We start from the raw sequence: 23524 nt of genomic DNA, 5'->3' as shown, positions 1-23524 counted from the left end.
AAAGAAAGTTTATGTAAACACCTGAACTTACTACAAAAACTCAAAAATTGCAAAATAATAAAAATATTATATTAAAATCAGCTTGACTCATATTATATATTGTACATAATATATCAAGCTAGGAGGAAAATATGGTTATTGCTGAAGCTATCAACGGGCAAAGTAAACAAGCGAGCAAAAAGCTAGAAGAGAAATTAAGTCCTGGACAAGAGTGGTCAGAAACAGACAAACTATTGGATGAAGAGTACGAGTTAATTAAAAAATATTTATGGGTTCCATCTGAATTAAATGGAGGTAGATCTCTAGTTGATGGTCAATGTTCATTTGAGGAGCTGGTGTGTATATGGCTTGCTCATACAACAAATTTGAACGAGAATCAAAAAAAGTTAAATAAAGAATTACTAAAAACTCTTAAGGGTATAGGTTCTTATCTTCATGAGTACGATACTAAAAAACTTGAAAATTTTTTAAAAAATAACAAGGACGATCAAGATTTAAAAGTTGTTCTTAACCTTAAAAGGGGAGAGTCAGGATTAACGTTATTGCATGCTGCTTCAAGACTCAATGATGATCAGAGCGGTCCTACTTTAGTCAATTTACTTCTACAAGCAGGGGCTGATCCTAATATAGAAAGCAATGAAGGGAAAACACCTTTACATTATGCTGCTGATAGTAACTATAGGTATCTCACTATAAATCTACTCTTGGAGGGAAAAGCTGATCCTAACATACGGGACAATAAACGAAAAACCCCATTACAAACTGCTATTGATAATAATAACTGCCACATTTTAGAATGCTTCTTAACTGACAATCAGAAAAAGTTGAGTAAAGAGCTGTATGATATACTTTTAGGTATACTCTCGCCTGAAGATTATAAAAAACCTCATGTTATAGGTGAAGTTTTTAATCGTCAGGCTATTGAAAATTTAGGCAAGTTTCTGGATAAACATAAGAATAGTCAGGATCTCAAAATGATTTTCATTGTTCAGGATAGAGTAGGTATGTCAAAAGTACTTAGTTATGCTAGAGCTACTTGCAAAGAAGCAGTGGATTTACTTCTAAAGGCAGGAGCAACTGATCCTAAAAAAGATGCAAATATGTGCAATAAGAAGAAAAAGTGTTTGCTTCCACCTAGGACTTTATGGAGTATCCCAAACCAACAGATAGTGCTAGGTGGATTTTTAAATGACATATCTCAAGTTGAAAGTATGGATCAACTGGAAAAAGTTGTAGATAGAGCTATAGATTTCGGAGTAATGTTAAATTTCGCTAAAAAATCTTCTCAAGGTGAAAAGTACAACTTTACAGATTATGTAATAAAAGAAATTAGTAGATTAGAAAAGAATCCTAAAGTTGCAAGTGATATAGTATGTAAGTTGGTATCGTGGGGAGCAGCGTGCTATACTAAAAACAGTATAGATGTAATTGGCGAACTGGAATTAGAATTTAAAGATCACAAAGCTAATATGATAAAAGCTCATGAAAAGTATGTTAATTGTACTCAGAAATTCCTGAAAATCGCAAAAAATGCGACCAACGGCAAGTTAAATCGTGCAAAAATGGATAACGCTACTTTTTACTTAGAATATTCAGAGGACAGTACAATAGATGTTGCACAAATTACAGATGGAACAAGGGATTTAGGGCTAACCCATGGAGATGTAAAGTGTGGAAGAAATATAGTAAAGATCGGTAATAGTGAAGTAGAGATTATCACAAAAGATGGTGTAAGGAATTACACAGATCTTACAGAAGGTGGTGATATAGTATTAACTTTCTATACCATTCAGGGGGAACTAGAGGTCAGGTTATATCCTGATACACAAAATAAAGATCTAATAAGAGTAGAGGTGAACGATCAAGATTTACTGGAGGAATTAAAAAATTGTAACGAAAAAATAGGTAAGAATTGCTTACTAGGGGGGTTACCAATTGATCAAGCCATAGAACGAGGTTTCTTTACTAGATCAGGAAAACTTTGTCAATATTCCGAAACAGTTAGTTCAGCTGCTCAAACTGTAAATGAAAAGCAACAACTATTACAGGATTTACGCTATATTGAGTCTAATATTGTAAAAAAGGAGAAGAATTTTGACATAAAAACTCACCTGGTAGAAATCTTTAAAACTTTATCTAGATTCTGTGAAGAAAAAGGGGATATTTCTAAAACAGACTTAGCTAAAGCAGCAGAAAAGGAAAGTAAAAAATTGGGGTTAGAAGGTAAATATAACTGGAGTAAGATTTTTGGTTTAGAGAAAGGAGTTATTGAAAAAGCAGAAAAACAAGGTGATAAAGAACAAAAATCAAACATACCTGATAATTTCTATTTAGGACAAGCAATTGAAGATGGAAACTGTTTTTTTGATTCGTTTAGACAAGAACTAGAACAACAATTAGGGATAAAAGCTACTGTTGAGCAATTGCGACAATATTGTAAAGAGTTTGCACGAAATAACCCACCAGAATGGTTCATAAATGCTATTACTAACAGTCATGATAATAATGGCGTGGTGCGTAGGGAAACTCCAGATTTTTATGCAAAAAATATTCTAAATAACAATAGATGGGGTGATCCTGAGGTTGAAGGTAGAATACTTTGCGGAAAGTATGGTGTAAAATTGCATGTTGTAGAGAGTAATCCATTACATGCTACTGATGAACAACAAGATCCATCCTTGCATCAACTAATAGATAGTTTAGGATCAAGAAGTACAGGTGAGTATAATAGGATAGATTATGATGACAATAATGTCTTACATATAGTAAATAAGGGACATGATCATTTTGAACCACTGTTTAATAGTAATAAAATCTTGGCAAAATGCTATTCAAGCTTACCAAGGTGTAGTATGGACGAGTTAAAGATAGAATCTCACCAACATAAGTCACTACTTGTAAGTGGATCATAGCTCCGTATATGACTTGTTACACAGCAATGATGGAGGAAGTTTATTTAGATGGTTAAAAAAGAATTTACTTAGCACTTATGAATTTTCAAGTACGCTTTCAGGTTCAAAGGAAGCTGTAGATTAGTCCACATGTACTACTTTCTCGAGTTGTATGCTGGGATTTAGAGTATTGTACGTTGCATTTTTCGATTTCTATAGAATTTTTCCCCAGATCTATTATTAAAATGTGCAGCTAAAATTCGATACATTTTCTGCCATTGTCGTATCTAGCATGCTAAAATCTTCGTCATTTATATTGATATTTTTGCATAATTGAGTGTCAGCTTTTATAAAATTGATTTGCTTTTTTACATCAATCTTGACTTCCTCAACATCTTTTGGAATGGCCCTTCGTATCAGCTCCTTCTGGCACGTACTCTTTCTGTTACTTTTGTAAATTAAGACGCCATTCCTTACAATTTTTCCATCTGCTCACTCCACAACACCGGTATTTCTCTCAAATCAACTAATTTCAAATTTCTTGGCTGCCTCCCATTTACTATATCTTCTTTAATCTTTGGTGCTAAATAATTTCACCTTTTCTTTCCCTATTAAGAACTTCACAAACTCAAGATTTTCATGGTTATAACTGACAGCATGGTGCACAGCCATCTTCTCGACGTACATAATTAACATTAGCCCCTTTATCAAGTTGAGCTTCTACTCCACTGCGGTCTTTTCTCTTGACAGCATCAAGAAGTAATTCATTTCTTAGTAAACTTTCAACTTCTTCATGTCCTCCATCATTTGCAAGTTCCAATGGTGATCTATTATTGGAATTTTTAATATCAATTCTTGCTCCTTTTTCTATGAGAAACTCTACAGCTGATAAATGTCCTTCCTTGGCAGCATAGTAGACTGATCTGTGGTTTTAGAATTAATAAATGATTCTTGTTGTTGCTTTTATATTAGAAGCTTTACAATCCCTAGATATCCTTTATTGGTAGCATAATGCAAAGGAGTCCAATTGTTTTTACCTTTTGTACCAACTTCTACTCCCTTATTAAGAGAAAATTTTACAATATCGATATTTCAAAAATCAGCTGCAATATGAATAGGCTTGTTTTCGTCATTAGTTTTAGCGTTAAAACTTACACCTTTATTATTTACTAAAAATTTTGTTACTTCTAAGCTATCAAACTTAGCTGGATGGTGCACAGCCACCTTGACCAAAAAATCATCCCCCTATCGCGTTCTTATCATTATGCCTTATACGCTGTATTACACCTTCAGATATAGTCATTGCTAACCTCCAACATCCTTGCTAATAAACCCTCGCTAAAACTGCCGAAAAGACTTTATAAGTTAATATTCTAAATCTCAATATTTTATGGTGCAGGTTTTTATTTTTAAAACATTATACTTTGTGTAGGGTATAACTACACGCATCAAAGTGAAAGAAAAGCAAAATGATGAAGAAAATGAAAGTTTAAGTTTTCTTCAACGACTCAAGGAGAGAATTTATGCTTTAAAGCCTGTATTAGCAAGAGCCTTAATCACTAAATGAACAATGTCACGCAGAGTTTCATCCTCAATTTTTCTATATTCCCTCACTAGCCTTGATATTTCTTCGCTGCCTACATCGCTATGGAAGGCCTTATCATGTAAGTCTTCAGAGGCTTTGGTAAAAAAATACGACATATCAACCGATAGTACTTCTGCTAATTTATATAACCTATCAACTACAAGCCTAATCTCTCCGCTTTCATATCCTTGTACATGCTGAAATGAAATTTCAAGCTTTTTTCCTAAGTCTCTTTGACTAAAACCACACATTAGCCTTCTTTTCCTTATTCTTTCCCCTATTTGTTTATCGATAGGATGTTGTATAGTCATTTTACGTATCAGGTAATATTAACTATGTATTATCACTTTGAGAAAAAGATTTTACCAATATATAAACTGCACTACGTAACCTTTTGCTCTTAATTTCGTTATATCCTTTGACTAACTTTAGTATTTCTTCATCATAAGCTTCATGTGAGTCAGTGTGCATATCAGTAAAAAAGTTAGCAACATCTATCGATAGTGCTTTTGCTAAATCATATAATCTACTGGCCAAAACACAATTTGAACCATTTTCGTACTTTTGTATCTGTCTATACGAAACACCTATTCTCTTTCCCAATTCGGTCTGTGTCAAAGCACGATCTAACCTAAGTTGTTTTATTTTTTTACCTAATTGCACTTTTCACCTCTTATTCAAATTTACAACAAATTTTATGAAGTGGAAAAAAAGCTAGCAAAGTAATTGCTTTAATAATTTCTGCCTCTCGCTAATTAAATCGTTTGGCCTTACGTATTTTTTCTCAATTTCCCTCATCTCTTTTTCTCGTTCTGCAATGCTATTTCGTATTACTTCAGCCGAGTATCTGCTTTTGCCACTTGCAAACTCTGATCTTAATCTTCTAACCTTGTATTCGAGCTCAGCAAATCTTTCGTGTTGCTCAAGAAGTTCTATCATATGACTAATTTCAAAGTTTAGCTTTTTTTCCTCAACATCTCTTACAATAAAAGAAAGTAGAAGCTTATCTATTTGGTAATCAATATTTGGTTGAGCAGCAAATAGATCAATTATGGCTTTTACGTCAGTAGGATTTGTAACTAGTAAGTTAAAATTACTACATAAAAAACTATAGAACTTTATCGTCTTCTCAAGATAATTTTTCATATCTTGTGATAATTGCAATTCTTTGTGAATTACTGACAGCAATATTTTCAATTCTTCCAAGTATTTCGTGTCAAAATTACTTACTTCTGTAGGTGAAAGGATCATTAGCAGCTTTTTTACAAGCTCAACATCATTTAACTTTACTGCATTATAAAGAGCTTTTTCTTTATCTTCTTTTAAATCATAAAGCTCTGATGAGTTATCTATGCTGAATAGATATTCAGTATTTCCTTGAGGAGAGTAGATTAAAATGTCCACTTCTCTTAGCGGGTGATCATCATTAAACTTTTCTAGTAACTGCTTATCGGTAGTTTCCTCTATTGCTACAACTGCTTTGCTTACCTCTTTCAACTTTGCAATATCATCTCTTGAGTTTTCAAGTATATCTTTAGCCTTGTCTAGCAGCTGCTCATATAGAACTATTTTTTCTTCATCATCAAGTAGCTGACAATGCTTTTTCAGCTTTTCAGTAGAGTAAGATAGGATATCCATTTTTTTCAATTTTACGATTACGATACCCCATTTTTGTTGAAACTGAAATAATTTTTATAGGATGTGTTTTTCTAGTGTAGATGCCCGCAAAACTTGTTATTATAATATATAGTAAATCAATAAGTCGTATAATATTAACAATTAAATAATATTTATCACGATATGATCGAATAGTAATGAAATTAAGTGAGGGTTACAATGAAAAAAATAAATGGTAAAAAATTGTCTAGTAAAATGTTAAAAGCGGTAGAGCGAATAGCAAAAGAAGGGTTATTACCTAATTTTATAAAAGCTGCTCCAACAGCAAATAAAAAGATTAGTAAATTACCTGTCTTAACATATCCTGAGGAGCTCAATCCATTTCGATCAGCTTTATGCAAGATAAGGCTAAGTGAATATGAAAATGTGAAATTAAATGAATTCTTGGAAAAAGCTATTGCAGCTGAAAATCTAGACAAATTAAGTAAAATCGTCGATGAAGCTTTGGATTTAGGAATAAGAGTAAACGCTCGCAACGAAGATGGCTTTAGCTTCACTAACGTTACAATGTTTAAGATGTATCGTGATGAATTCAAAGAAAATAAACAAGAAGATATAATCAGAAAGTTAGCCTTACATGGAGCAGATTTTAATGTACAAGTTGATAAGAAAATAGCTGAAATGTATCAAAAAGTGCAAAAAGAAATTGAGCCACAAATATATAGTAGGCTCAAGAAACTTAGGGAAGTTGGAGAAGACGCTACTATAGAAGGAACTGTTGAAGATGTAGAAATCGATAATAAGACCTTCTATATTGAATTTTCACATAGCTGCATAGTTGATGTTGCCAAAGTTGTAGAAGGTGCAAAAAATTTGGGCTTAAGTAAAGGAGACTTAAACCTTGGCGGTAGTATCATAAAAATAGGTGATGGTGAAGTTGAGGTCAAAACTGGGAAAGACGGTAAAAGAAATTACGTAGATATATCCGATAACAGCGCTTTTACAGTAACACTTTGCACTAGCCTAGGAGAGCTAAATTTAATGGTATATCATGACACAGAAGACTATCATCAAGTACAAGTTGAGGTAGAAGATGAAGAAATGTGGAACGAGTTGCAAGAAATAGGAGAAATCGTAGGAAAGGGTTGTTTATTTGGTGGAATGTCTGTTAAAGAAGTAGTGGAAAAAGGCAGCTTTACTAGATGTGGAAGGTGGGGCGACCAAAATTCTAAAAGTAGTGAGACCTTTTCTTGGGTGAGCAAATTAAAAGATACCAAAACGACATCTGTAGGACGTTCTTGATTGGTGGCTATGTTTTTACATAGCCATAATTATTGCAAAGTAAAGTAGTTCTTGAAATTTAATCAAAATTACCATAAAAAATTTACCTTAACTAGCATTGCTTGTAGAAGTGGATTGAAGATATATTCAGGCAATATTATTTATTGGCAAGCGCTTTTATCACTGAATGCACAATATCACGCAACGTTTCATCCTTAATTTTCCTGTATTCCCTCACTAGCCTTGATATTTCTTCACTACCCACATCGCTACAAAAGGCCTTATCGTGTAAGTCTTCAGAAGCTTTGGTAAAAAAATATGACATATCAACGGACAAAGCTTCTGCCAAATTATACAATCTATCAATTACAAGCCTTACCTCTCCAGTTTCATATCCTTGTATATGCTGAAATGAAATTCCGAGCTTTTTTCCTAAGTCTCTTTGGCTAAAACCGCATATTAACCTTCTCTTCCTTATTCTTTCACCTATTTGTTTATCAATAGGATGTTGTTCATCTTGTACAATCATTTATTAATATATTAACTGAGGTATTGAAGCAATACTAACTCTCATTGTAACTTTGAGAAAAAGATTTTACCAATATATAAACTACGCTACGTAACCTTTTGCTTTTAATTTCATTATATCCTTTGACTAATTTTAGTATTTCTTCATCATAAGTTTCATGTGAGTCGACATGCACATCAGTAAAAAAATCAGCCACATTAATCGATAGTGCTTTTGCTAAGTCGTATAGCCTACTGGCCAAAATTTGGTTTGAACTATTTTCGTACCTTTGTATTTGTCTATACGAAACGCCTATTTTCTTTCCCAACTCAGTTTGTGTTAAACCACAGTATAATCTAAGTTCTTTTATTTTTTTGCCTAATTCCACCTTTCATTACTAATTTTAGCTGCTCAAGCTTATATTGAATTTTTTAATTTATGAAGTAGAAAAAAAAGAAGGAAAGTTGGAGAACTTTCCTTCCGGTCTACAGATTACAATAAACCACTATCATAAAAACTAAAGTGGCTCTTCTGTGTTACGATTATGTGATCTATTAATTTCATTCCTACATTTTCGCAGGTTGCAGCTAATGTAAGTGTGTTATCCTCATCCTCCTTTGATGGTTCTGTATCTCCACTTGGATGATTATGTGAAATTGCAATAGATGATGCATCGATCAGTAATCCCTGTTTGATTATTTCTCTCACATATAGAGGTACTCTGTCTATAGTTCCACAGTCTTGAATATACTCGTATATCAAATGACCACTTCGATCTAAGTATATTACTCGCAAGCTTTCCTTTCGTGACTGCCCTATTGCTGTTTTAAAGTATTTTAGTAGCTCTTCTCTGTTATCAAGAATCGACAGCTTTTTTAACTTACCTTTCAGTATCCTATCGAAAATCTCTTTCAGACAAAAGATACTTGCTATTGCTCCATCATTCATTCCTGTAACATTTTTTAGCTCATGAAAGTCAGCGTTAATTACCCTTCCTAAACTACTAAAGAGCTCTATTAGCTTTTTGGCCACTTCTCTTCCTTCTTCACATTCAGATAGAGTACGTTCCAGTAGCTCATGGTCAAGTAAAGACCTGCCTCTACTTGATAAAATGCGAGTTTCCAATTTTTCTTTTCTCTCACTATTATTCATAAAAACCTCCAAGGTCAACATTATATACAAATTCAACGCCAGCTTTCTGACGCAGTAGTTCTCGAGGAATAACCCTTTTGAACTCTAAATTTGCAATGTTGTCCTTGTTGCTTTAAAAGCTGGAATACCATTTGCCATGTGAATTTGTGCATTAACATTTACTGTGCTGGTTCCCTGAAGTGCAACGGTATTTATATTTGCAATCATACTATATTATATAAAGTTATTAATATAATATATTGATAAAGTAACGAAGTAAACAGTAGCTGTTAAAAGTGGTTTAATTTAGCAAAAAAGTGTAGTACTCTATCACTTTGCTGATTATATATGTTTATAAGAATAATCGCTTTTCTTTTGCTATATTCAAGCGCAGTTTTCTGTAGTGATTGTAACTTTAACTTACCATATCGTGGGCTCAGTTGTGATTTGGATCTATCATATAGAAATTTAAGTAATATAAAGAAATTATTGAATAACAAAGATAAGTTCGTTGCACTTACGTTTGATGATGGACCGTCTTATAATAGAGCAGGAGATATTATTAATATTCTAGAGAGCAATGAAACAAAAGCGACATTTTTTGTGCTTGGTGAGCGTATAAATAAAAAAACATCTGAAATAGTAAACAAAATCCATAAAGCAGGTCATGAATTAGGTAATCATTCTTGGTCGCATAGGAAGTTGACATCACTTTCAAGTGAGGAGCAATTGCAAGAACTGGAAAAGACAAATGTGGCAATTAAAAATGCAACAGAACAGAATGTAAAATGGTTTCGTCCACCATATGGATGTCACAATGATAATTTGATCGAAAATACTAATCGATTAAATATGTGTTCCATACTATGGACAGTTGATTCTCTGGACTGGCAAGGCGATAAATCAGAGATTCTGGTTGAAAGAGTTTTAAGCAATGTACATAATGGAGCGATTATATTGTTCCATGATCACGATAACAAATCAAATACAGTTGAAGCTTTACCTCAGATTATTAAAATACTAAAAAAATGGGGTTATGAGCTTGTTACCTTAAGTGATTGGGAAAAGAGGATTTGTGATGTGGTGAAAGCTAGAAATATGCCAATAAAAGGAGAAGGAGTGCATTCTAAAGGAATTCTATGTGGACAAAAAACAAGGTCTTCAACCGCAGGGCATTCATATTAGGTGGTATTCAGCTTACTATTTCTGCTATTTTTAGTTATAGGTTGTATACTTTACAAGTACGAGATAGACAAAAATATGAAGTGCTATCCAATAATAATAGGACAAAAGTTGTTACTATTGTGCCTAAACGAGGCAGGATTTTGGATAGGAATAGCGTTGAACTCGCAGTAAACAAAATTTCGTATATTGTTTTATTTGATGGGCAAAAAACCTTTACTAGGGAAGTTGATTTGCAGATGTTATCAGAAATTAAACCTGATACAACAAAATCATCAGATACAAAAATAACTGCTCTTTATAAACGTTATTACCCGTTTGGTTCGATATGTTCTCATATAATCGGATATACAAAAAAACAGCAAGACATAAATGAAGCAGGGGTTAGTGGAATTGAATATACATATGATCATGTATTAAAAGGCAAGACCGGAAAATCTGAGCAGGAAATAAATTCTAAGAAGCGTATCATGAGAGAGTTATCTAGCATACCGCAGCAAGATGGACAAGATATACAGCTAACAATTGATGTTGATTTACAGAAGAAAATTGCAGAGATATTTAAAGACCACCAAGGTTCCACAGTGGTAATTGATGTAAATAACGGAGAAATTTTAGCATTATATAATTCACCTTCTTACGATAATAATCTTTTCACTAGCAGATTATCAAATGAAACTTGGAAAAATTTAAACAATCCTTCATTACCGCTTGTAAACCGTGCATTATCATATCAAATTCCACCTGGTTCAATATTTAAAATAATAGATGCGCTTGCGGGTTTAAAAGATGGAATAATAACACCAGAAGAAAAGTTCTCGTGTAGGGGATATATGAAAATAGGTGAACGAAAATTTCGTTGCCTAAAAAGCAAAGTCCATGGATATGTATCTTTAAACGAGGCAATGGCCTTCTCATGCAACACTTACTTTTATAATATAGGAAAAAAAATAAATGTAGATTCTCTACTAGAAATGGCTAGCAAATTTGGTATAGGAAGTGGACCATTAATTGGAATGTTTAAGGAAGAAGCTCCGGGATTGTTGCCTGATGTGGATTGGCGTGCACGCAAGCTATATTCAGAGTGGTATTTAGGTGATACCATTAACTTAGTTATAGGACAAGGGTATTTACTTACAACGCCATTACAGCTTGCGGTTCTTGCAGCGAGGGTTGCAACAGGAAAGGAGGTAATTCCCCACATTGAGATGAGTAAACCAGGGCAAGACTTTCTTGATATTGATGTGAATCATGAGCATCTTAGTGTAGTTCGAAAAGCTATGTTTGACGTGGTGAATTCTAACTATAGAAAAGGACTAGGCAGTATACAAATTGCTGGCAAAACCGGTACACCAGAGATAAACTCTAAAGGTGAAAGTCATAAATTGTTTATCGCTTATGGCCCCTACCATGATCCGCGCTATGCAATCTCAGTGTTTATAGAACATGGCAAAACTCCACGCCAAGATGTTGCAATTGCTAGTGAGATATTGCAATATATGCTTGAAAAATGAACTTATGAAATTGCCATATATGTTACTTGTAATTTATGTATTCAAATCAGAGCTTTGAGGTTAAAAAAAAAGAAACGAAAATTGCATAAACCTTTTCAATTTAGTGCTTTAATGTTTCTAACGCAGAGAAGGTACTATCTTTATTTTCTATGGAGGAAGGTAGACTATTTTGACTATCACCATCAATTGAAGTAATAGGGCGAGTTAAAGCAATTTTTATAACTTCATCAATATTCTTAACAAAAATTACGTTGATCCCTTCTTTAATATTTGCGGGAATCTCCTGCATATCTTTCTCATTTTCACTTGGTATAATCACAGTTTTGATTGATCCTCTTAGCGCAGCAAGCAATTTTTCTCTCAAGCCCCCGATAGCCAAAACTCTACCGCGCAATGTTACTTCGCCTGTCATAGCAACACTTTTGTTAACTGATATATTTGTCATGAGAGAAACAATAGACGTACATACTGCACTGCCAGCAGAGGGACCATCTTTTGGCACAGCACCTTCAGGTACATGCAAATGTATATCATTATTTTGAAATTTTTCGGGCTTTATACCGAAAAATAAACAATTTGATCGCACATAACTATACGCAGCTTTTATAGACTCTTGCATAACTTCTCCAAGCTTTCCTGTATATTTTATCTCCCCTTTACCAGGAATTAGGACTGACTCTATCATCAAAATATCACCACCTGTTTCAGTATAGGCAAGACCAGTTACTATCCCTACCAAACTCTCATTTTCTGCAATGCCAAAGGTATACTTACGTACCCCTAGATAATCTTGTAAATTACCAATCTCTACAGATATTTTCTTATTTTTATCAGTTAATATTGCTTTAACTGCTTTTCTCATGAGTTTTGCAAGTTCCCTTTCCATGCTTCGCACGCCGCTTTCACGTGTATATAAACGTATCAACTCGTATAATGCTTCATTGGTTATTTCCCACTCCTTCTGATGCAAACCATGCTCTTTTTTTAATTTTGGAATAAGGTGATGTGTAGCAATACTGATCTTCTCGTCTTCGTTATACCCAGATAATTGTATAATTTCCATCCTATCACGCAAAGGATGCGGTAAATTTAAGCTATTTGCTGTGGCTACAAACATTACACTTGAAAGATCAAACTCAACTTCCAAGTAATGATCTGTAAAATGTTTATTGTGCTCAGTATCCAAAACCTCAAGTAATGCAGATGCAGGATCACCACGCGAATCAGAACCCATCTTATCTATTTCATCAAGAAGGAAAAGCGGGTTGCATGAATTAGCTTTTTTCATGTGTTGAATGATTTTACCAGGCATTGAGCCAATATAAGTTTTCCTGTGTCCTCGTATTTCAGACTCATCACGTATACCACCAAGAGATATGCGAACAAAATCTCTTCCTACTGCTTTTGCCATAGACTTAGCTAAAGAAGTTTTACCAACACCAGGTGGTCCAACTAAGCAAAGTATAGGACCCTTTATCTCTTTTACTCTCTTTAATACTGCTAAAAATTCTATTATTCTATCTTTTACTTTCTCTATGCCATAATGATTTTCATCTAAGATTTTTTTAGCCGCATTTAAGTTAATTTTTGCATCTTTGTACTTTCTCCATGGTAAATCAAGCAACCAATGCAAGTAACTAGATATAACTGTTGCTTCAGGAGAAATGGGATTCATTTTCTTATATCTCTTTAAGTTAGTTATGGCTTTCTCTTTTGCTTCTTCAGAAAGCTTTGTTTCATTTATCTTTTTTTCAAATTCATTGAGTATATTCCCTTCATCTCCATTTTCAAACTCACCTAATTCTTTCTGTATAGCTTTTAATTGCTCATTAAGGTAGTAAACTCTTTGAGTACTTTCAACCTGTGATTTAATTGTCTTATACAAGCGGTTTTGTGCACTCAAAATACTTATTTCTCTCTCAATAAGAGCAAAAACTTTTTTTAAACGCTCTTTTGGGTTATAAACTTCAAGTATGTTTTGCTTATCTGATACCTTTATATTTAAGTGCGAAGCTATCATATCTACAATTTGATTAACCTCTTTAACTTGATCAATGGGGTCAATAATAATCTCGGGCCGACTTTTCTTGCTTAGTTTACACCAATTGTCGAATGCATCTATAACAGAACGCCTTAAAGCTTCTAAATCAATATTGTCTTCATTTTCTCCATACTCATAATGACCATCCAACGCTACTCTGGCCTCTAACAAAGTGTGAGAGCTAATATATTCTATAACTCTTCCCCTTCTTACCCCATGAATCATGACTTTTACTGCATTGTCAGGCAGTTTTATTAATGGTTGTATAATATTTGCTAACACGCCTACTTCATAAAGATTCTCTGGCTCTGGATTATCAATAGAACCATCTTTTTGTGCTATGAGAAAAATCTCGTTTTGGTGACTACTGCTACTTATTGCATACTCTAGTGCATGAACAGATTTTTCTCTACCTACGAATAAAGGCAACATTATATTTGGAAAAATTACTACATCTCTTAGAGGTAATACTGGTAATACAGTAGAATTAAAGTTTACAGCATGTCCAATATTCATAATATATGCCTCAAATTAATCATTAACCGTTATAACACTACCCTTATTATTATGATTAATCGTCGCTTTGCCTAATTCTACCATTTTCTTAGTAACCGTTATAGTGCTACCTTCAAAACCTCCGTTGCCGGATATATACATAACATCAAGCAAAAGTGACTCTAAGATAGCACGTAACATCCTTGCACCTGTTTTATAGCTTATAGCTTTTTTAGCAATAGCTGATATTGCTTCATCTGAAAACTCAAGGTTTACTTTACTAAATGCAAGCAATGCTTTATATTGTTTTACTAGCGCATTTCTTGGCTCTGTCAACACATGTATTAAATCCTCGTGATCAAGCTCATCTAGAACGGCAGTTATTGGAACCCGTCCTACAAATTCGGGTATCAAACCGAATTTGATTAAGTCCTCAGGTTGAGCATCGCGTAAAGCATTTTTTTTCTTTTGTGCTTTAGACTGACTTATATCCGCTCCAAAGCCAACTGATGTTCCCTTTTTTCTTGCCTCAATAATTTTATTTAGGCCTTCAAAAGCTCCTCCACAAATAAATAGTATGTTACTAGTGTCTACTTGTATAAACTCTTGTTGCGGGTGTTTTCGCCCTCCTTGTGGAGGAACATAAGCAACCGTACCTTCCATGATTTTTAGTAGAGCTTGTTGGACCCCTTCACCTGAAACATCACGGGTTATTGAAGCGCTTTCAGACTTTCTTGTGATCTTGTCTATTTCATCGATAAACACTATACCATGCTGTGCCTTTGCAACATCATAATTTGCAGCTTGTAATAGACGTGACAACACGCTTTCTACATCATCACCTACATAACCTGCCTCAGTCAAAGTTGTCGCATCGGCCATAGCAAATGGCACATCTGAAACTTTAGCAAGTGTTTTTGCTAGCAAAGTCTTACCAGAACCAGTAGGGCCAATAAGCATTATATTTGACTTCTCAATTTCAATATCACTTATAGAATGAAGTTGCACCATGGATTGACAATGGTTATACATAGCCACAGATAAAACGTGTTGCGCATGTTCCTGACCTACAACATGCTTACTAAGAAAATTTTTTATATCTTCAGGTTTCTTTAGTAATAGCTTCATATCAGATATATGATCTGAATTAAAAGCTCTCTCTTTCTTTTGACTTATTGCTTTATGGGATAACTCTATGCATTCATTACAAATGAACACCTTTAAACCATCTGAAGAGTTAGTAATCAATTTATCTACTTCGTTTTGTGCCTTGTTACAAAAAGAACAGTAGTGTAAATCATTATTGTTATCCATTAAACTACCTTTTGTTTAACTTTAATATTTTCAATCTTCATATCTTTACGCTCAGCTATTACTCTGTCAATTAAGCCAGTTTTCATTGCTTCTTCAGGATCCATGAATTTATCTCTTTCCATCATTTCTTCAATTTTCTTTAGTGAATTTCCAGTATGTTTTTCATAAATTTGATTTAATTTTTTCTTAACTCGCAAAATTTCATTAGCATGTATTTCTATATCAGTTGCTTGCCCATGATAACCACCAGATGGCTGATGTATCATAATTCTTGAATGAGGTAGCGAGTAACGTTTACCCTCTGCACCAGCTGTAAGCAACAAAGAACCCATAGATGCAGCTTGACCTATACACAAAGTTGAAACGTCTGGATTTATATACTGCATTGTATCGTAGATCGACAAACCAGCAGTTACAACACCACCTGGTGAGTTAATATACATACAAATGTCTTTATCGGGATTTTCCGATTCTAAAAATAAAAGCTGTGCTACTATTACGCTGGCCATGTTGTCTTCAATAGGGCCAGTTACGAAAATTATTCTTTCTTTTACTAGCCTTGAATATATGTCATAAGCCCGCTCACCGCGACTAGTTTGTTCAACTACAATTGGTATAAGAGTCATACCTTTTCCTATCAAATATTATCAAATAATTCCTTTAATTCTTTCACAGAAACAATCTGTTCTTCTTTACTAGCTTTTTCTATCATATAATCTATCACTTTATACTCAAGCGTTTGCCCTCTAACTAATTCCTGAAATTGTCCGTCTGATTTAAAATGTTTAAATACTCTGTCAAATGATACATCTTTACTGACATATTGATTTACAATAACATTCATAATATCACTTTGAGTTAATGATATTTCATGTTCTTTACTGAACTCCATAAATAGCATTGCAAGCTTTACGCGTCTTTCAGCTTCTTTACAAGAATCATCTTTAGCATTCAACTCTCTTTCCACTCTCTGCTGTTCCTGTTTTACTACTTCTATAGGCAAATCAAAACTATAACTAGCATCCAAACAATCAAATAGCTCTTTCTTAATTAAGAGATCTCCCATTTCTTTACACTGATTATCAATTACTTCTTTTACATGATTTATTAGCGAAGAATGATCTTCAAAACCAATTCTCCTAGCTATTTCATTATCACTTTGCAAATCTTTGGCAATCTGAATATCATTAACTCGAACAGAAAAAGCAGCCTCCTGCCCCGCAAGGGAAATTACCTGATAATCTTCAGGAAATCTCAACTTAAAGCTTTTTGTTTCCCCTTTTTTCATGCCAATTAATTGATCTTCAAAACCATTTATAAATGTTCCAGATCCTAAATTAACAGTAAAATTTTTGCCACTTCCACCTTGAAAGAGCTTATTTCTAATTCGCCCTTCAAAGTCAATTATCAGTTTATCCTCGTTTTTTGCTTGATAAGAAGCATCATTAACAGAGACAAGGTTAGGAAATTTTGTTTTTATAGAATCAATAAATTCTTTTATGTCTCCTTCTTTGATTTTTGCCTTAACTTTCTTCAAATTTATTTTATCAAGATCTATTACTGGCACTTTTGGCATCGATTCAAAAGATAATTTGTACAGAAAGTCGCCTTTTTCATCCTTTTTATCCAGGTTTGGTAATGACATAATATCAACCTTAGGATGGATGTGAGACTTAACTTCGATTTTTTTCATTAAATCACTTGAGCAATAGTCAATCGTATCTTTTATCACATATTCCAAAGCTTCGTTTTTATAATTTGTAACAACAAGATCGTAAGGCATCTTTCCAGATCTAAATCCAGGCAGTTTTGCATCCTTCGCTATTTCTTGTAATCTAGAGTTTATCTTTTGTTCTATATAATCACTACTAACTGTGATTTCATACTCATACTTTAGTTTATCTACACTAAGTTCCTTATAGGTATATATATTACTTAATGTATCTGCTTCGACTGCATTTTGAGTTATATTACTAGACATTACAACCTGTTATCAATATTTTATTTATGTTTTAATAAAGCCATTTTACCAGAATTTAAGTTAAATACAATCCTTAAGAACAGGTTCTTATACAAACAAAAGTGTACTTAGTAATTATAAATTTTCTCTTAAAACCTGAGTTACATGACTTTAAGTGCGGATAGAGGGACTTGAACCCCCACGAGCAAGCTCACCAGGACCTAAACCTGGCGCGTCTACCAATTTCGCCATATCCGCAAGAACCCTTCATTAACTTATAGATAACCACTTCTATCATCTTATGCAATTTAAAGATTAGATTTTAATACTACAGACTGAACTTATAATACTGGTTAACTCCACTATGAATCTAAGCCTGAATTACTTTAACTAACATTATTAAGATAAGTACTGTCTTAGAAATATTCAAGGCTTATTCAATTTATAGTATTTACACAATAAAAAAAGCTTATTAATATTCTTTAATTAAAGCTCTAAACTCTGGAGATTAATAATGAGATTAATAGCAAGCTTCTTACTCGCAATTTTTCTGATTACACAGAGTGGCTGTACGACTCTTGTGAGTGGTATAGTGGTAACAGCAACTGCAGCGGCTACAGCAATAACAATGCAAGATAAATCCTTGGGAAACATTATTGATGATACAACTATAGTAATAAGAATCAATAAGGGACTCTTAAAACACGGACTATTCTCATCTATAAAAGTTAAAGTGAGTGAAGGAAGAGTATTACTCATTGGAAATGTTGATAATCATGAAAAGCAACTCACGGCAGAGAAAATAGCTTGGCAGCAAAAAGAGATTAAAGAAGTGATAAATGAAATAAGAGTTACACCAATTAAAATGTCTTCTATGCTAGATGTTACTGTGGATGGTATGATAACAGCAGAGATAAGCACGAGGCTTCTGGGAAAAAGAAATATTAAATCAATTAATTATAGCGTTAATACAGTTGATAGAGTCGTTTATTTGATGGGTATAGCTCAAAATAAGGCGGAATTAAAAGCTGTAATAGCAATTGCAAGAAAAGTAAAAGGAGTAAAGCAAGTTGTAAGCTATGTGAGATATAGACATAGCAAATTGCGTCATTGATGAAAATTTACTTGAGTGTCAGTATCATGTAGCTAAGCCATAAAACTCCTTTAGAAATTTCGTCAGTTCACTCTTATGGTATGTATAACAATGTTACAAAAAATAATATCATAGAATTCAATAGAATAATTCCTAGAAAATCTCTACATACTAAAAAAAGTAAAATGCTATTTAAATAAGCTTAAGAATAAATAGCAAACATCTATATCTTGTGCGATATGGCGTTTTATTCCTGAGATTTTTTTACCAGAGTCATAGCCTTTTTCTTCATCAGTGTCTGCGTTCTTTACACTCTGAGCGTCAATTATGCAAAAGCTGGTTTTTTCTTTCCTTTTACTTTTTCACTCCATTTTTGAAATAATCATAACAATTGCGCCGTCTTGGAAACTCTTTTGGTAGCATCCTCCATTGATAACCACTTTTTAGGGTGTACAATACTCCGCAAAATATATCATACAAATCAAGTTTTCTTGGTTTTGTTTTTTCCACAAGACTCCAGATCTGGTGAAATAATCTCAAACTTCTCTCGACTTATGTCACTTGGGTATACACTCCTCATATATCCTAATTTATACACTCTATTTCTTACTTTATGCCTTTCTTGAGATTATGAACAGGTTCTTAGAAAGCTAGCGTTCTACTAGTCATGTTCTTTATCTTGCTTTACAACAATGCATCTTTTCATTCCAGCCAAGTCGTATACGTATTCCTGAAAAGCCAGTCCATATAAGGGTATTATTTTGTCAATATTGCTTTGATCTTCGCCTATTTCCAGTATCGCAAACCCATCTTTTTTAAGGCACTTTTTCAATATTGGAAAAATACTCAGGTAACAGCTCAATCCATCGATACCACCATCAAGAGCAATTCTTGGCTCTTTTTGTACTTCAGCTTGCAGATCTTTTAACTTACTTCTTTTGATATATGGAGGATTGCTTATTATGAGATCAAATAAATCTCTACATTCTGTCCACGAATTTGGAAATATTTTAGCTCTGTTGAGAAGATTATGTTTCTTTGTGTTCTGGCAGGTAATTTTGTATGCTTCCAGGCTTTTTTCAAAACCAACTCCAATAGCATATTCATACTCACTAAGTATGGAGATCAACAAACAGCCTGTGCCTGTGCCAAAATCTGCAATTTTTATTTTTTGCTTCTTATTTTGGTAATATTTTAACACTGTTGAAATTACTGTTTCACTATCTGGTCTTGGATCTAGAACATGTTGGTTAACTATAAAATTTTTACTCCAGAATTCACGATTACCTATTATTTGCGATATTGGATATCTTTCTGCTCTTTTTTTTGTTAATTTCCAGAATAGAAGTTCTTTGTTTCTTGGTACCTGATTGGTGTGATTCATGATTGTGAATGATCTTTCTACTCCAAGTACGTACTGCATGATGATTTCACAATCCAAATGTGGTGATTCAATTCTATGTGATGATAGTAGCTTTGACCCTTCTTTAATTAAAGCGCTGATTGTTTTCATTATTCTAAAAACGTGTTCCTTGTATACAAGAACAGCAAAATTGAGTATAGAATTTTGAACTTAGGGTAGCTGCATTAAATCTAAGTGTCAAGAGTAGGATTGTAAAAATCATCTGGCTTTACTGGTAATTCGGTTAGTATTTTTGCATTAATGTTAGAAGCTCTTGGCTCTATTATAAGGATTATTTTCTGCATATTCTTTGATAGCTATCACAGTATATTACTTGTTCCATATCTATATTAATTCGACCACAGCAAGTGATAATTTCTTAATATTAAAACCAATATGCGCTTTAGCATATAATTATCGGTAGCTTTCAAAGCAATTAGGCTGAGATTATTAGAGTAGTAATGTTTATTTTTATATTGACTATTGAGGTTTATTATTTTATAACTAAGACTTAGTTATTTTCAGAGTTTTAAATTTACAGTATATGCCTACGATAAATCAATTAATATGTAAAGGTAGATCAGGGTTAACTCGCAAGAAGAAGGTGCCAGCTTTGGGAAAATGCAATCCTCAAAGAAGGGGTGTTTGCACTAAGGTATATACTACAACTCCTAGAAAGCCTAATTCAGCACTACGTAAGGTAGCTAGAGTAAAGATTAGTGGATACGGTGAAGTGACGGCTTATATACCTGGCGAAGGTCATAATTTACAAGAGCATTCCGTTGTTTTAATACGTGGTGGGCGAGTTAAGGATTTGCCGGGTGTACGTTATCACATAATAAGAGGTGCTCTTGATCTGCGTGGTGTGCAAAATCGAAAGAAAGCTCGTTCAAAATATGGTGTAAAGAAATCTGGTTAAAATTTATGGCACGTCGTAATAAAGCAAAAAAAAGAACAAGCCCTGACTCTCGTTATGGTAGTGTCTTGCTTATGCGTTTTATTAATATAATTATGAAATGTGGTAAAAAATCTATTGCAGAAAAGATTGCTTATAGTGCTTTGTCCTTAGCTGAAAAGAAAATAGGCAAAGATGCCTTATCAATTTTTGAAACAGCAGTAGAAAATGTTACCCCTTCTATAGAAGTACGCTCTCGGCGTATTGGTGGTGCAACTTATCAAGTCCCTGTTGAAATTCGTCAAGATAGAGCAATTTCTTTGGCATTAAGGTGGATTGCTAGAGCAACTTCTGCTGCTCGAAAAAAGAGCGGTAGAACTACTATTTATTGTTTGCAGTCTGAAATATTAGATGCTTATAATAAATGTGGTGGTGCATTTAAGATGTGTGAAGAAAAGTATAAAATGGCTGAAGCTAATAAGGCATTTTCTCATCTTCGTTTTTAATATTAGCTGATTGATTGTGGTATGGAAGTTTTAATATCTAGGTATAGAAATATAGGAATAATGGCTCATATAGATGCTGGCAAGACCACCACAACAGAGCGTATTTTATTTTATACTGGTAAACAAAATAGGATTGGTGAAGTGCACGATGGTGCGGCTTCTATGGATTGGATGGAGCAAGAGAAGGAGCGTGGCATTACAATTACCTCTGCTGCAACAACATGTTTTTGGAATGATCATAGGATTAATATAATAGATACTCCTGGTCATGTTGATTTCACTATTGAGGTTGAGAGATCTTTGAGGGTTTTGGATGGTGCAGTTGCTGTATTTGATGGAGTTGCTGGAGTTGAGCCTCAGTCTGAGACAGTTTGGCGTCAAGCTGATAAATATACCGTTCCTCGTATCTGCTTTGTTAATAAAATGGATAGAATCGGGGCAAATTTTTATCGATGTGTCGATATGATAAAAACAAAGCTTGGCGCATCACCTTTAGTTATTCAGTTGCCAATAGGAAGTGAGAAAGATTTTAAAGGCATAATCGATCTTATTTCTATGAAAGCTATTATATGGCAAGAAGAAACATTAGGCGCTAAATTTTCTTATGAAGATATTCCTTCCGATTTGCTTGATAAGGCTCAAGAGTATCGAAATCTTTTATTAGATGCTGCAGCTGAAATGGATGATGAGGCGATAAATACTTACTTTGAATCTAACGATCTGCCAATTGATTTATTGAAAAAGTGTGTGAGAAATGGGACCATTAAAAGAAAATTTGTCCCTGTATTATGTGGGTCAGCTTTTAAAAACAAAGGCGTGCAATCACTTTTAGATGGTGTGGTTGATTTTTTACCCTCTCCTATTGATATTGATGTAATTATTGGAACTGATCCTAAAGATTCAGAAAAGAAAATTGAGATCAAACCTTCAGAAAAAGAGAAATTCGTTGCTCTTGCGTTTAAAGTGATGACGGATAAATTTGTAGGTAGCTTGACGTTTATTCGTATTTATTCTGGTAAGTTAAAATCTAAATCTGCTGTGTTAAATGCTGGAAAGAATGAGACTGAAGGAATTGGTAGAATGTTGCTTATGCATGCAAATAACAGAGAAGATATAAACGAAGCTAAAGTTGGCGATATAGTTGCCTTAGTTGGATTAAAGAAAACAATTACTGGTGATACTTTATGTTCATCTGATTTTCCTATACTATTAGAGCGTATGGAATTTCCTGATCCTGTTATTGAAACTGCTATAGAACCGAAAACTACCTCAGATCAGGAAAAATTAGGTGTTGCTTTGAATAGATTGGTTGCAGAAGATCCTTCTTTAAGGATGTCAGTAAATGCGGAGAGTGGGCAGACTATATTGAAAGGTATGGGTGAGCTGCATCTTGAGATTATTATTGATAGAATGAAGCGCGAGTTTAATGTTGAAGCTAACGTTGGTGCGCCTCAAGTTGCATATCGTGAAACTATCACTAAATCTGTTGAAATTGATTATACTCATAAAAAACAATCAGGTGGTGCTGGTCAGTTTGCTAAAGTTAAAATAAAATTCGAACCTCTTGAGCCTGGTTTTGGCTTTCAGTTTGAAAGTAAAATTGTAGGCGGTGCTATTCCAAAAGAGTATATACCTGGAGTGCAAAATGGCTTAGAGTTGATAAAAGAAGGTGGTATAATTTCTGGCTTTCCATTGATTGATTTTAAGGCTACTCTTCTTGATGGTGCTTTTCATGATGTTGATTCTAGTCCTTTGGCTTTTGAACTTGCTGCTAAAGGTGCTTTTAAGGAAATGGCAAATAAAGCTGGTCCAAAAATGCTAGAACCTATAATGAAAGTGGAAATCATTACTCCTGAAGAATATATGGGTGATGTTATGGGTGATATAAATAGTAGAAGAGGCAGTGTTGTTGATATGCTGGATTTAGGTAATAATAGCAAAATAATTACTGCTTCGGTTCCTCTTGCCAATATGTTTGGTTATATAAATGTTTTGCGTTCTATATCTCAGGGAAGAGCTCAGTATAGTATGCATTTTTCTTGTTATGAACAAGTGCCACAATATGTGGTTGATGAGTTAAAGTTAAAGTATAATTAAAGGTTAGTAATT

The 23524-nt window shown here is 33.8% G+C and carries 22 protein-coding genes, 1 tRNA gene and 3 pseudogenes; 8 read left to right on the top strand and 18 right to left on the bottom strand.

The genetic code is table 11. From position 1 onward, the window contains the following. Positions 1-131: 131 nt before the first annotated feature. Positions 132-2912: an ankyrin repeat domain-containing protein gene (locus tag OM967_RS03755; RefSeq protein WP_264337645.1), complete on the top strand. Its 2781-nt coding sequence runs from the start codon at positions 132-134 to the stop codon at positions 2910-2912. Between the two features lie 452 nt (positions 2913-3364). Here the strand turns inward: OM967_RS03755 and OM967_RS08130 are convergent. From OM967_RS08130 to OM967_RS03730, 7 genes and pseudogenes are all read right to left on the bottom strand, one after another. Continuing rightward, positions 3365-3484 (bottom strand): annotated as a pseudogene (locus OM967_RS08130) (zinc ribbon domain-containing protein); the annotation flags it as partial. A 50-nt stretch (positions 3485-3534) separates the two neighbouring features. Continuing rightward, a pseudogene (locus tag OM967_RS03750) lies at positions 3535-3795 on the bottom strand (hypothetical protein); the annotation flags it as partial. Positions 3796-3854: 59 nt separating this feature from the next. Next, positions 3855-3974 (bottom strand): ankyrin repeat domain-containing protein, encoded by a 120-nt coding sequence (locus OM967_RS08125; RefSeq protein ID WP_353285524.1) that lies wholly within the window; start codon positions 3972-3974, stop codon positions 3855-3857. Positions 3975-3983: 9 nt separating this feature from the next. Continuing rightward, the gene (locus OM967_RS03745) at positions 3984-4115 is read right to left on the bottom strand and encodes an ankyrin repeat domain-containing protein (protein ID WP_007551899.1); all 132 of its coding nucleotides are present in this window, start codon (positions 4113-4115) and stop codon (positions 3984-3986) included. A gap of 297 nt (positions 4116-4412) precedes the next feature. Beyond that, the gene (locus OM967_RS03740) at positions 4413-4787 is read right to left on the bottom strand and encodes a helix-turn-helix domain-containing protein (RefSeq protein ID WP_007549999.1); all 375 of its coding nucleotides are present in this window, start codon (positions 4785-4787) and stop codon (positions 4413-4415) included. Between the two features lie 22 nt (positions 4788-4809). Next, positions 4810-5139 carry a helix-turn-helix domain-containing protein gene (locus tag OM967_RS03735; protein ID WP_007549995.1) on the bottom strand — a complete coding sequence of 110 codons (330 nt, stop codon included), beginning with the start codon at positions 5137-5139 and terminating at the stop codon, positions 4810-4812. Between the two features lie 51 nt (positions 5140-5190). Then, a complete protein-coding gene (locus OM967_RS03730) occupies positions 5191-6114 on the bottom strand; it encodes a hypothetical protein (protein ID WP_264337644.1) in 924 nt (307 codons plus the stop codon). Between the two features lie 198 nt (positions 6115-6312). On the opposite strand from OM967_RS03730, the gene OM967_RS03725 reads away from it, so the two are divergent. Next, positions 6313-7395 (top strand): hypothetical protein, encoded by a 1083-nt coding sequence (locus OM967_RS03725; protein ID WP_012673224.1) that lies wholly within the window; start codon positions 6313-6315, stop codon positions 7393-7395. Between the two features lie 136 nt (positions 7396-7531). Here the strand turns inward: OM967_RS03725 and OM967_RS03720 are convergent, their stop codons facing one another. The 4 genes from OM967_RS03720 to OM967_RS03705 all read right to left on the bottom strand — a co-directional run bounded on the left by OM967_RS03720 (position 7532) and on the right by OM967_RS03705 (position 9241). Continuing rightward, positions 7532-7903 (bottom strand): helix-turn-helix domain-containing protein, encoded by a 372-nt coding sequence (locus tag OM967_RS03720; protein WP_041582616.1) that lies wholly within the window; start codon positions 7901-7903, stop codon positions 7532-7534. A gap of 34 nt (positions 7904-7937) precedes the next feature. Beyond that, positions 7938-8270 (bottom strand): helix-turn-helix domain-containing protein, encoded by a 333-nt coding sequence (locus tag OM967_RS03715; RefSeq protein ID WP_041582615.1) that lies wholly within the window; start codon positions 8268-8270, stop codon positions 7938-7940. 104 nt (positions 8271-8374) lie between these two features. Beyond that, positions 8375-9034, bottom strand: coding sequence for a JAB domain-containing protein (locus OM967_RS03710; RefSeq protein WP_012673223.1), 660 nt, complete (start codon positions 9032-9034; stop codon positions 8375-8377). Between the two features lie 84 nt (positions 9035-9118). After that, positions 9119-9241, bottom strand: a complete 123-nt coding sequence (locus OM967_RS03705) for a hypothetical protein (protein WP_264337643.1) — start codon at positions 9239-9241, stop codon at positions 9119-9121. 120 nt (positions 9242-9361) lie between these two features. Here OM967_RS03705 and OM967_RS03700 point away from each other — a divergent pair, with 120 nt between their 5' ends. Both OM967_RS03700 and OM967_RS03695 read left to right on the top strand, forming a co-directional pair. Continuing rightward, positions 9362-10198, top strand: coding sequence for a polysaccharide deacetylase family protein (locus OM967_RS03700; RefSeq protein ID WP_211908517.1), 837 nt, complete (start codon positions 9362-9364; stop codon positions 10196-10198). Then, positions 10153-11709 carry a penicillin-binding transpeptidase domain-containing protein gene (locus tag OM967_RS03695; protein ID WP_211908515.1) on the top strand — a complete coding sequence of 519 codons (1557 nt, stop codon included), beginning with the start codon at positions 10153-10155 and terminating at the stop codon, positions 11707-11709. Before OM967_RS03700 ends, OM967_RS03695 begins: the two co-directional genes overlap by 46 nt. Positions 11710-11809: 100 nt before the next feature. On the opposite strand, the gene lon is transcribed toward OM967_RS03695, so the two are convergent. The 5 genes from lon to OM967_RS03670 all read right to left on the bottom strand — a co-directional run bounded on the left by lon (position 11810) and on the right by OM967_RS03670 (position 17777). Next, positions 11810-14266 (bottom strand): endopeptidase La, encoded by a 2457-nt coding sequence (gene lon, locus OM967_RS03690; protein WP_264337642.1) that lies wholly within the window; start codon positions 14264-14266, stop codon positions 11810-11812. Between the two features lie 15 nt (positions 14267-14281). Further along, positions 14282-15559 carry an ATP-dependent Clp protease ATP-binding subunit ClpX gene (clpX, locus tag OM967_RS03685; protein ID WP_010406852.1) on the bottom strand — a complete coding sequence of 426 codons (1278 nt, stop codon included), beginning with the start codon at positions 15557-15559 and terminating at the stop codon, positions 14282-14284. After that, a complete protein-coding gene (clpP, locus tag OM967_RS03680; protein WP_007301999.1) occupies positions 15559-16185 on the bottom strand; it encodes an ATP-dependent Clp endopeptidase proteolytic subunit ClpP in 627 nt (208 codons plus the stop codon). Before clpP ends, clpX begins: the two co-directional genes overlap by 1 nt. Positions 16186-16196: 11 nt before the next feature. Further along, positions 16197-17540: a trigger factor gene (tig, locus tag OM967_RS03675; protein WP_264337641.1), complete on the bottom strand. Its 1344-nt coding sequence runs from the start codon at positions 17538-17540 to the stop codon at positions 16197-16199. Positions 17541-17695: 155 nt separating this feature from the next. Beyond that, positions 17696-17777: transfer RNA gene (locus OM967_RS03670), tRNA-Leu, on the bottom strand. A gap of 256 nt (positions 17778-18033) precedes the next feature. Here OM967_RS03670 and OM967_RS03665 point away from each other — a divergent pair. Continuing rightward, positions 18034-18633 (top strand): BON domain-containing protein, encoded by a 600-nt coding sequence (locus OM967_RS03665; RefSeq protein ID WP_211908509.1) that lies wholly within the window; start codon positions 18034-18036, stop codon positions 18631-18633. Between the two features lie 206 nt (positions 18634-18839). Here the strand turns inward: OM967_RS03665 and OM967_RS03660 are convergent. Beyond that, positions 18840-19192 (bottom strand): annotated as a pseudogene (locus OM967_RS03660) (transposase); the annotation flags it as partial. Positions 19193-19273: 81 nt separating this feature from the next. Further along, positions 19274-20125 (bottom strand): peptide chain release factor N(5)-glutamine methyltransferase, encoded by an 852-nt coding sequence (prmC, locus tag OM967_RS03655; RefSeq protein ID WP_211908505.1) that lies wholly within the window; start codon positions 20123-20125, stop codon positions 19274-19276. Between the two features lie 433 nt (positions 20126-20558). Here prmC and rpsL point away from each other — a divergent pair, with 433 nt between their 5' ends. From rpsL to fusA, 3 genes are read left to right on the top strand one after another with little or no spacing between them, the layout of a single operon-like run. Further along, positions 20559-20933, top strand: a complete 375-nt coding sequence (gene rpsL / locus OM967_RS03650) for a 30S ribosomal protein S12 (protein ID WP_010406837.1) — start codon at positions 20559-20561, stop codon at positions 20931-20933. Positions 20934-20938: 5 nt separating this feature from the next. Next, positions 20939-21415, top strand: coding sequence for a 30S ribosomal protein S7 (gene rpsG / locus OM967_RS03645; RefSeq protein WP_211908503.1), 477 nt, complete (start codon positions 20939-20941; stop codon positions 21413-21415). 21 nt (positions 21416-21436) lie between these two features. After that, positions 21437-23512, top strand: coding sequence for an elongation factor G (gene fusA / locus OM967_RS03640; RefSeq protein ID WP_211908501.1), 2076 nt, complete (start codon positions 21437-21439; stop codon positions 23510-23512). Positions 23513-23524: the final 12 nt, after the last annotated feature.

It is taken from the genome of Wolbachia endosymbiont (group B) of Dolichovespula media, from assembly GCF_947179505.1.
Lineage (GTDB): Bacteria > Pseudomonadota > Alphaproteobacteria > Rickettsiales > Anaplasmataceae > Wolbachia.
The sequence above is the reverse complement of the archived record's forward strand: the minus strand, read 5'-3'. Positions and strand labels throughout refer to the sequence as shown.

Bases quoted from the DNA above. Each gene is read 5' to 3' on its own strand.
- OM967_RS03755 (WP_264337645.1), top strand. From the start codon at position 132: ATGGTTATTGCTGAAGCTATCAACGGGCAAAGTAAACAAGCGAGCAAA.
- OM967_RS03740 (WP_007549999.1), bottom strand. From the start codon at position 4,787: ATGACTATACAACATCCTATCGATAAACAAATAGGGGAAAGAATAAGG.
- OM967_RS03730 (WP_264337644.1), bottom strand. From the start codon at position 6,114: ATGGATATCCTATCTTACTCTACTGAAAAGCTGAAAAAGCATTGTCAG.
- OM967_RS03725 (WP_012673224.1), top strand. From the start codon at position 6,313: ATGAAAAAAATAAATGGTAAAAAATTGTCTAGTAAAATGTTAAAAGCG.
- OM967_RS03720 (WP_041582616.1), bottom strand. From the start codon at position 7,903: ATGATTGTACAAGATGAACAACATCCTATTGATAAACAAATAGGTGAA.
- OM967_RS03710 (WP_012673223.1), bottom strand. From the start codon at position 9,034: ATGAATAATAGTGAGAGAAAAGAAAAATTGGAAACTCGCATTTTATCA.
- OM967_RS03705 (WP_264337643.1), bottom strand. From the start codon at position 9,241: ATGATTGCAAATATAAATACCGTTGCACTTCAGGGAACCAGCACAGTA.
- OM967_RS03700 (WP_211908517.1), top strand. From the start codon at position 9,362: ATGTTTATAAGAATAATCGCTTTTCTTTTGCTATATTCAAGCGCAGTT.
- OM967_RS03695 (WP_211908515.1), top strand. From the start codon at position 10,153: ATGTGGACAAAAAACAAGGTCTTCAACCGCAGGGCATTCATATTAGGT.
- lon (WP_264337642.1), bottom strand. From the start codon at position 14,266: ATGAATATTGGACATGCTGTAAACTTTAATTCTACTGTATTACCAGTA.
- clpX (WP_010406852.1), bottom strand. From the start codon at position 15,559: ATGGATAACAATAATGATTTACACTACTGTTCTTTTTGTAACAAGGCA.
- clpP (WP_007301999.1), bottom strand. From the start codon at position 16,185: ATGACTCTTATACCAATTGTAGTTGAACAAACTAGTCGCGGTGAGCGG.
- tig (WP_264337641.1), bottom strand. From the start codon at position 17,540: ATGTCTAGTAATATAACTCAAAATGCAGTCGAAGCAGATACATTAAGT.
- OM967_RS03665 (WP_211908509.1), top strand. From the start codon at position 18,034: ATGAGATTAATAGCAAGCTTCTTACTCGCAATTTTTCTGATTACACAG.
- prmC (WP_211908505.1), bottom strand. From the start codon at position 20,125: ATGAAAACAATCAGCGCTTTAATTAAAGAAGGGTCAAAGCTACTATCA.
- rpsL (WP_010406837.1), top strand. From the start codon at position 20,559: ATGCCTACGATAAATCAATTAATATGTAAAGGTAGATCAGGGTTAACT.
- rpsG (WP_211908503.1), top strand. From the start codon at position 20,939: ATGGCACGTCGTAATAAAGCAAAAAAAAGAACAAGCCCTGACTCTCGT.
- fusA (WP_211908501.1), top strand. From the start codon at position 21,437: ATGGAAGTTTTAATATCTAGGTATAGAAATATAGGAATAATGGCTCAT.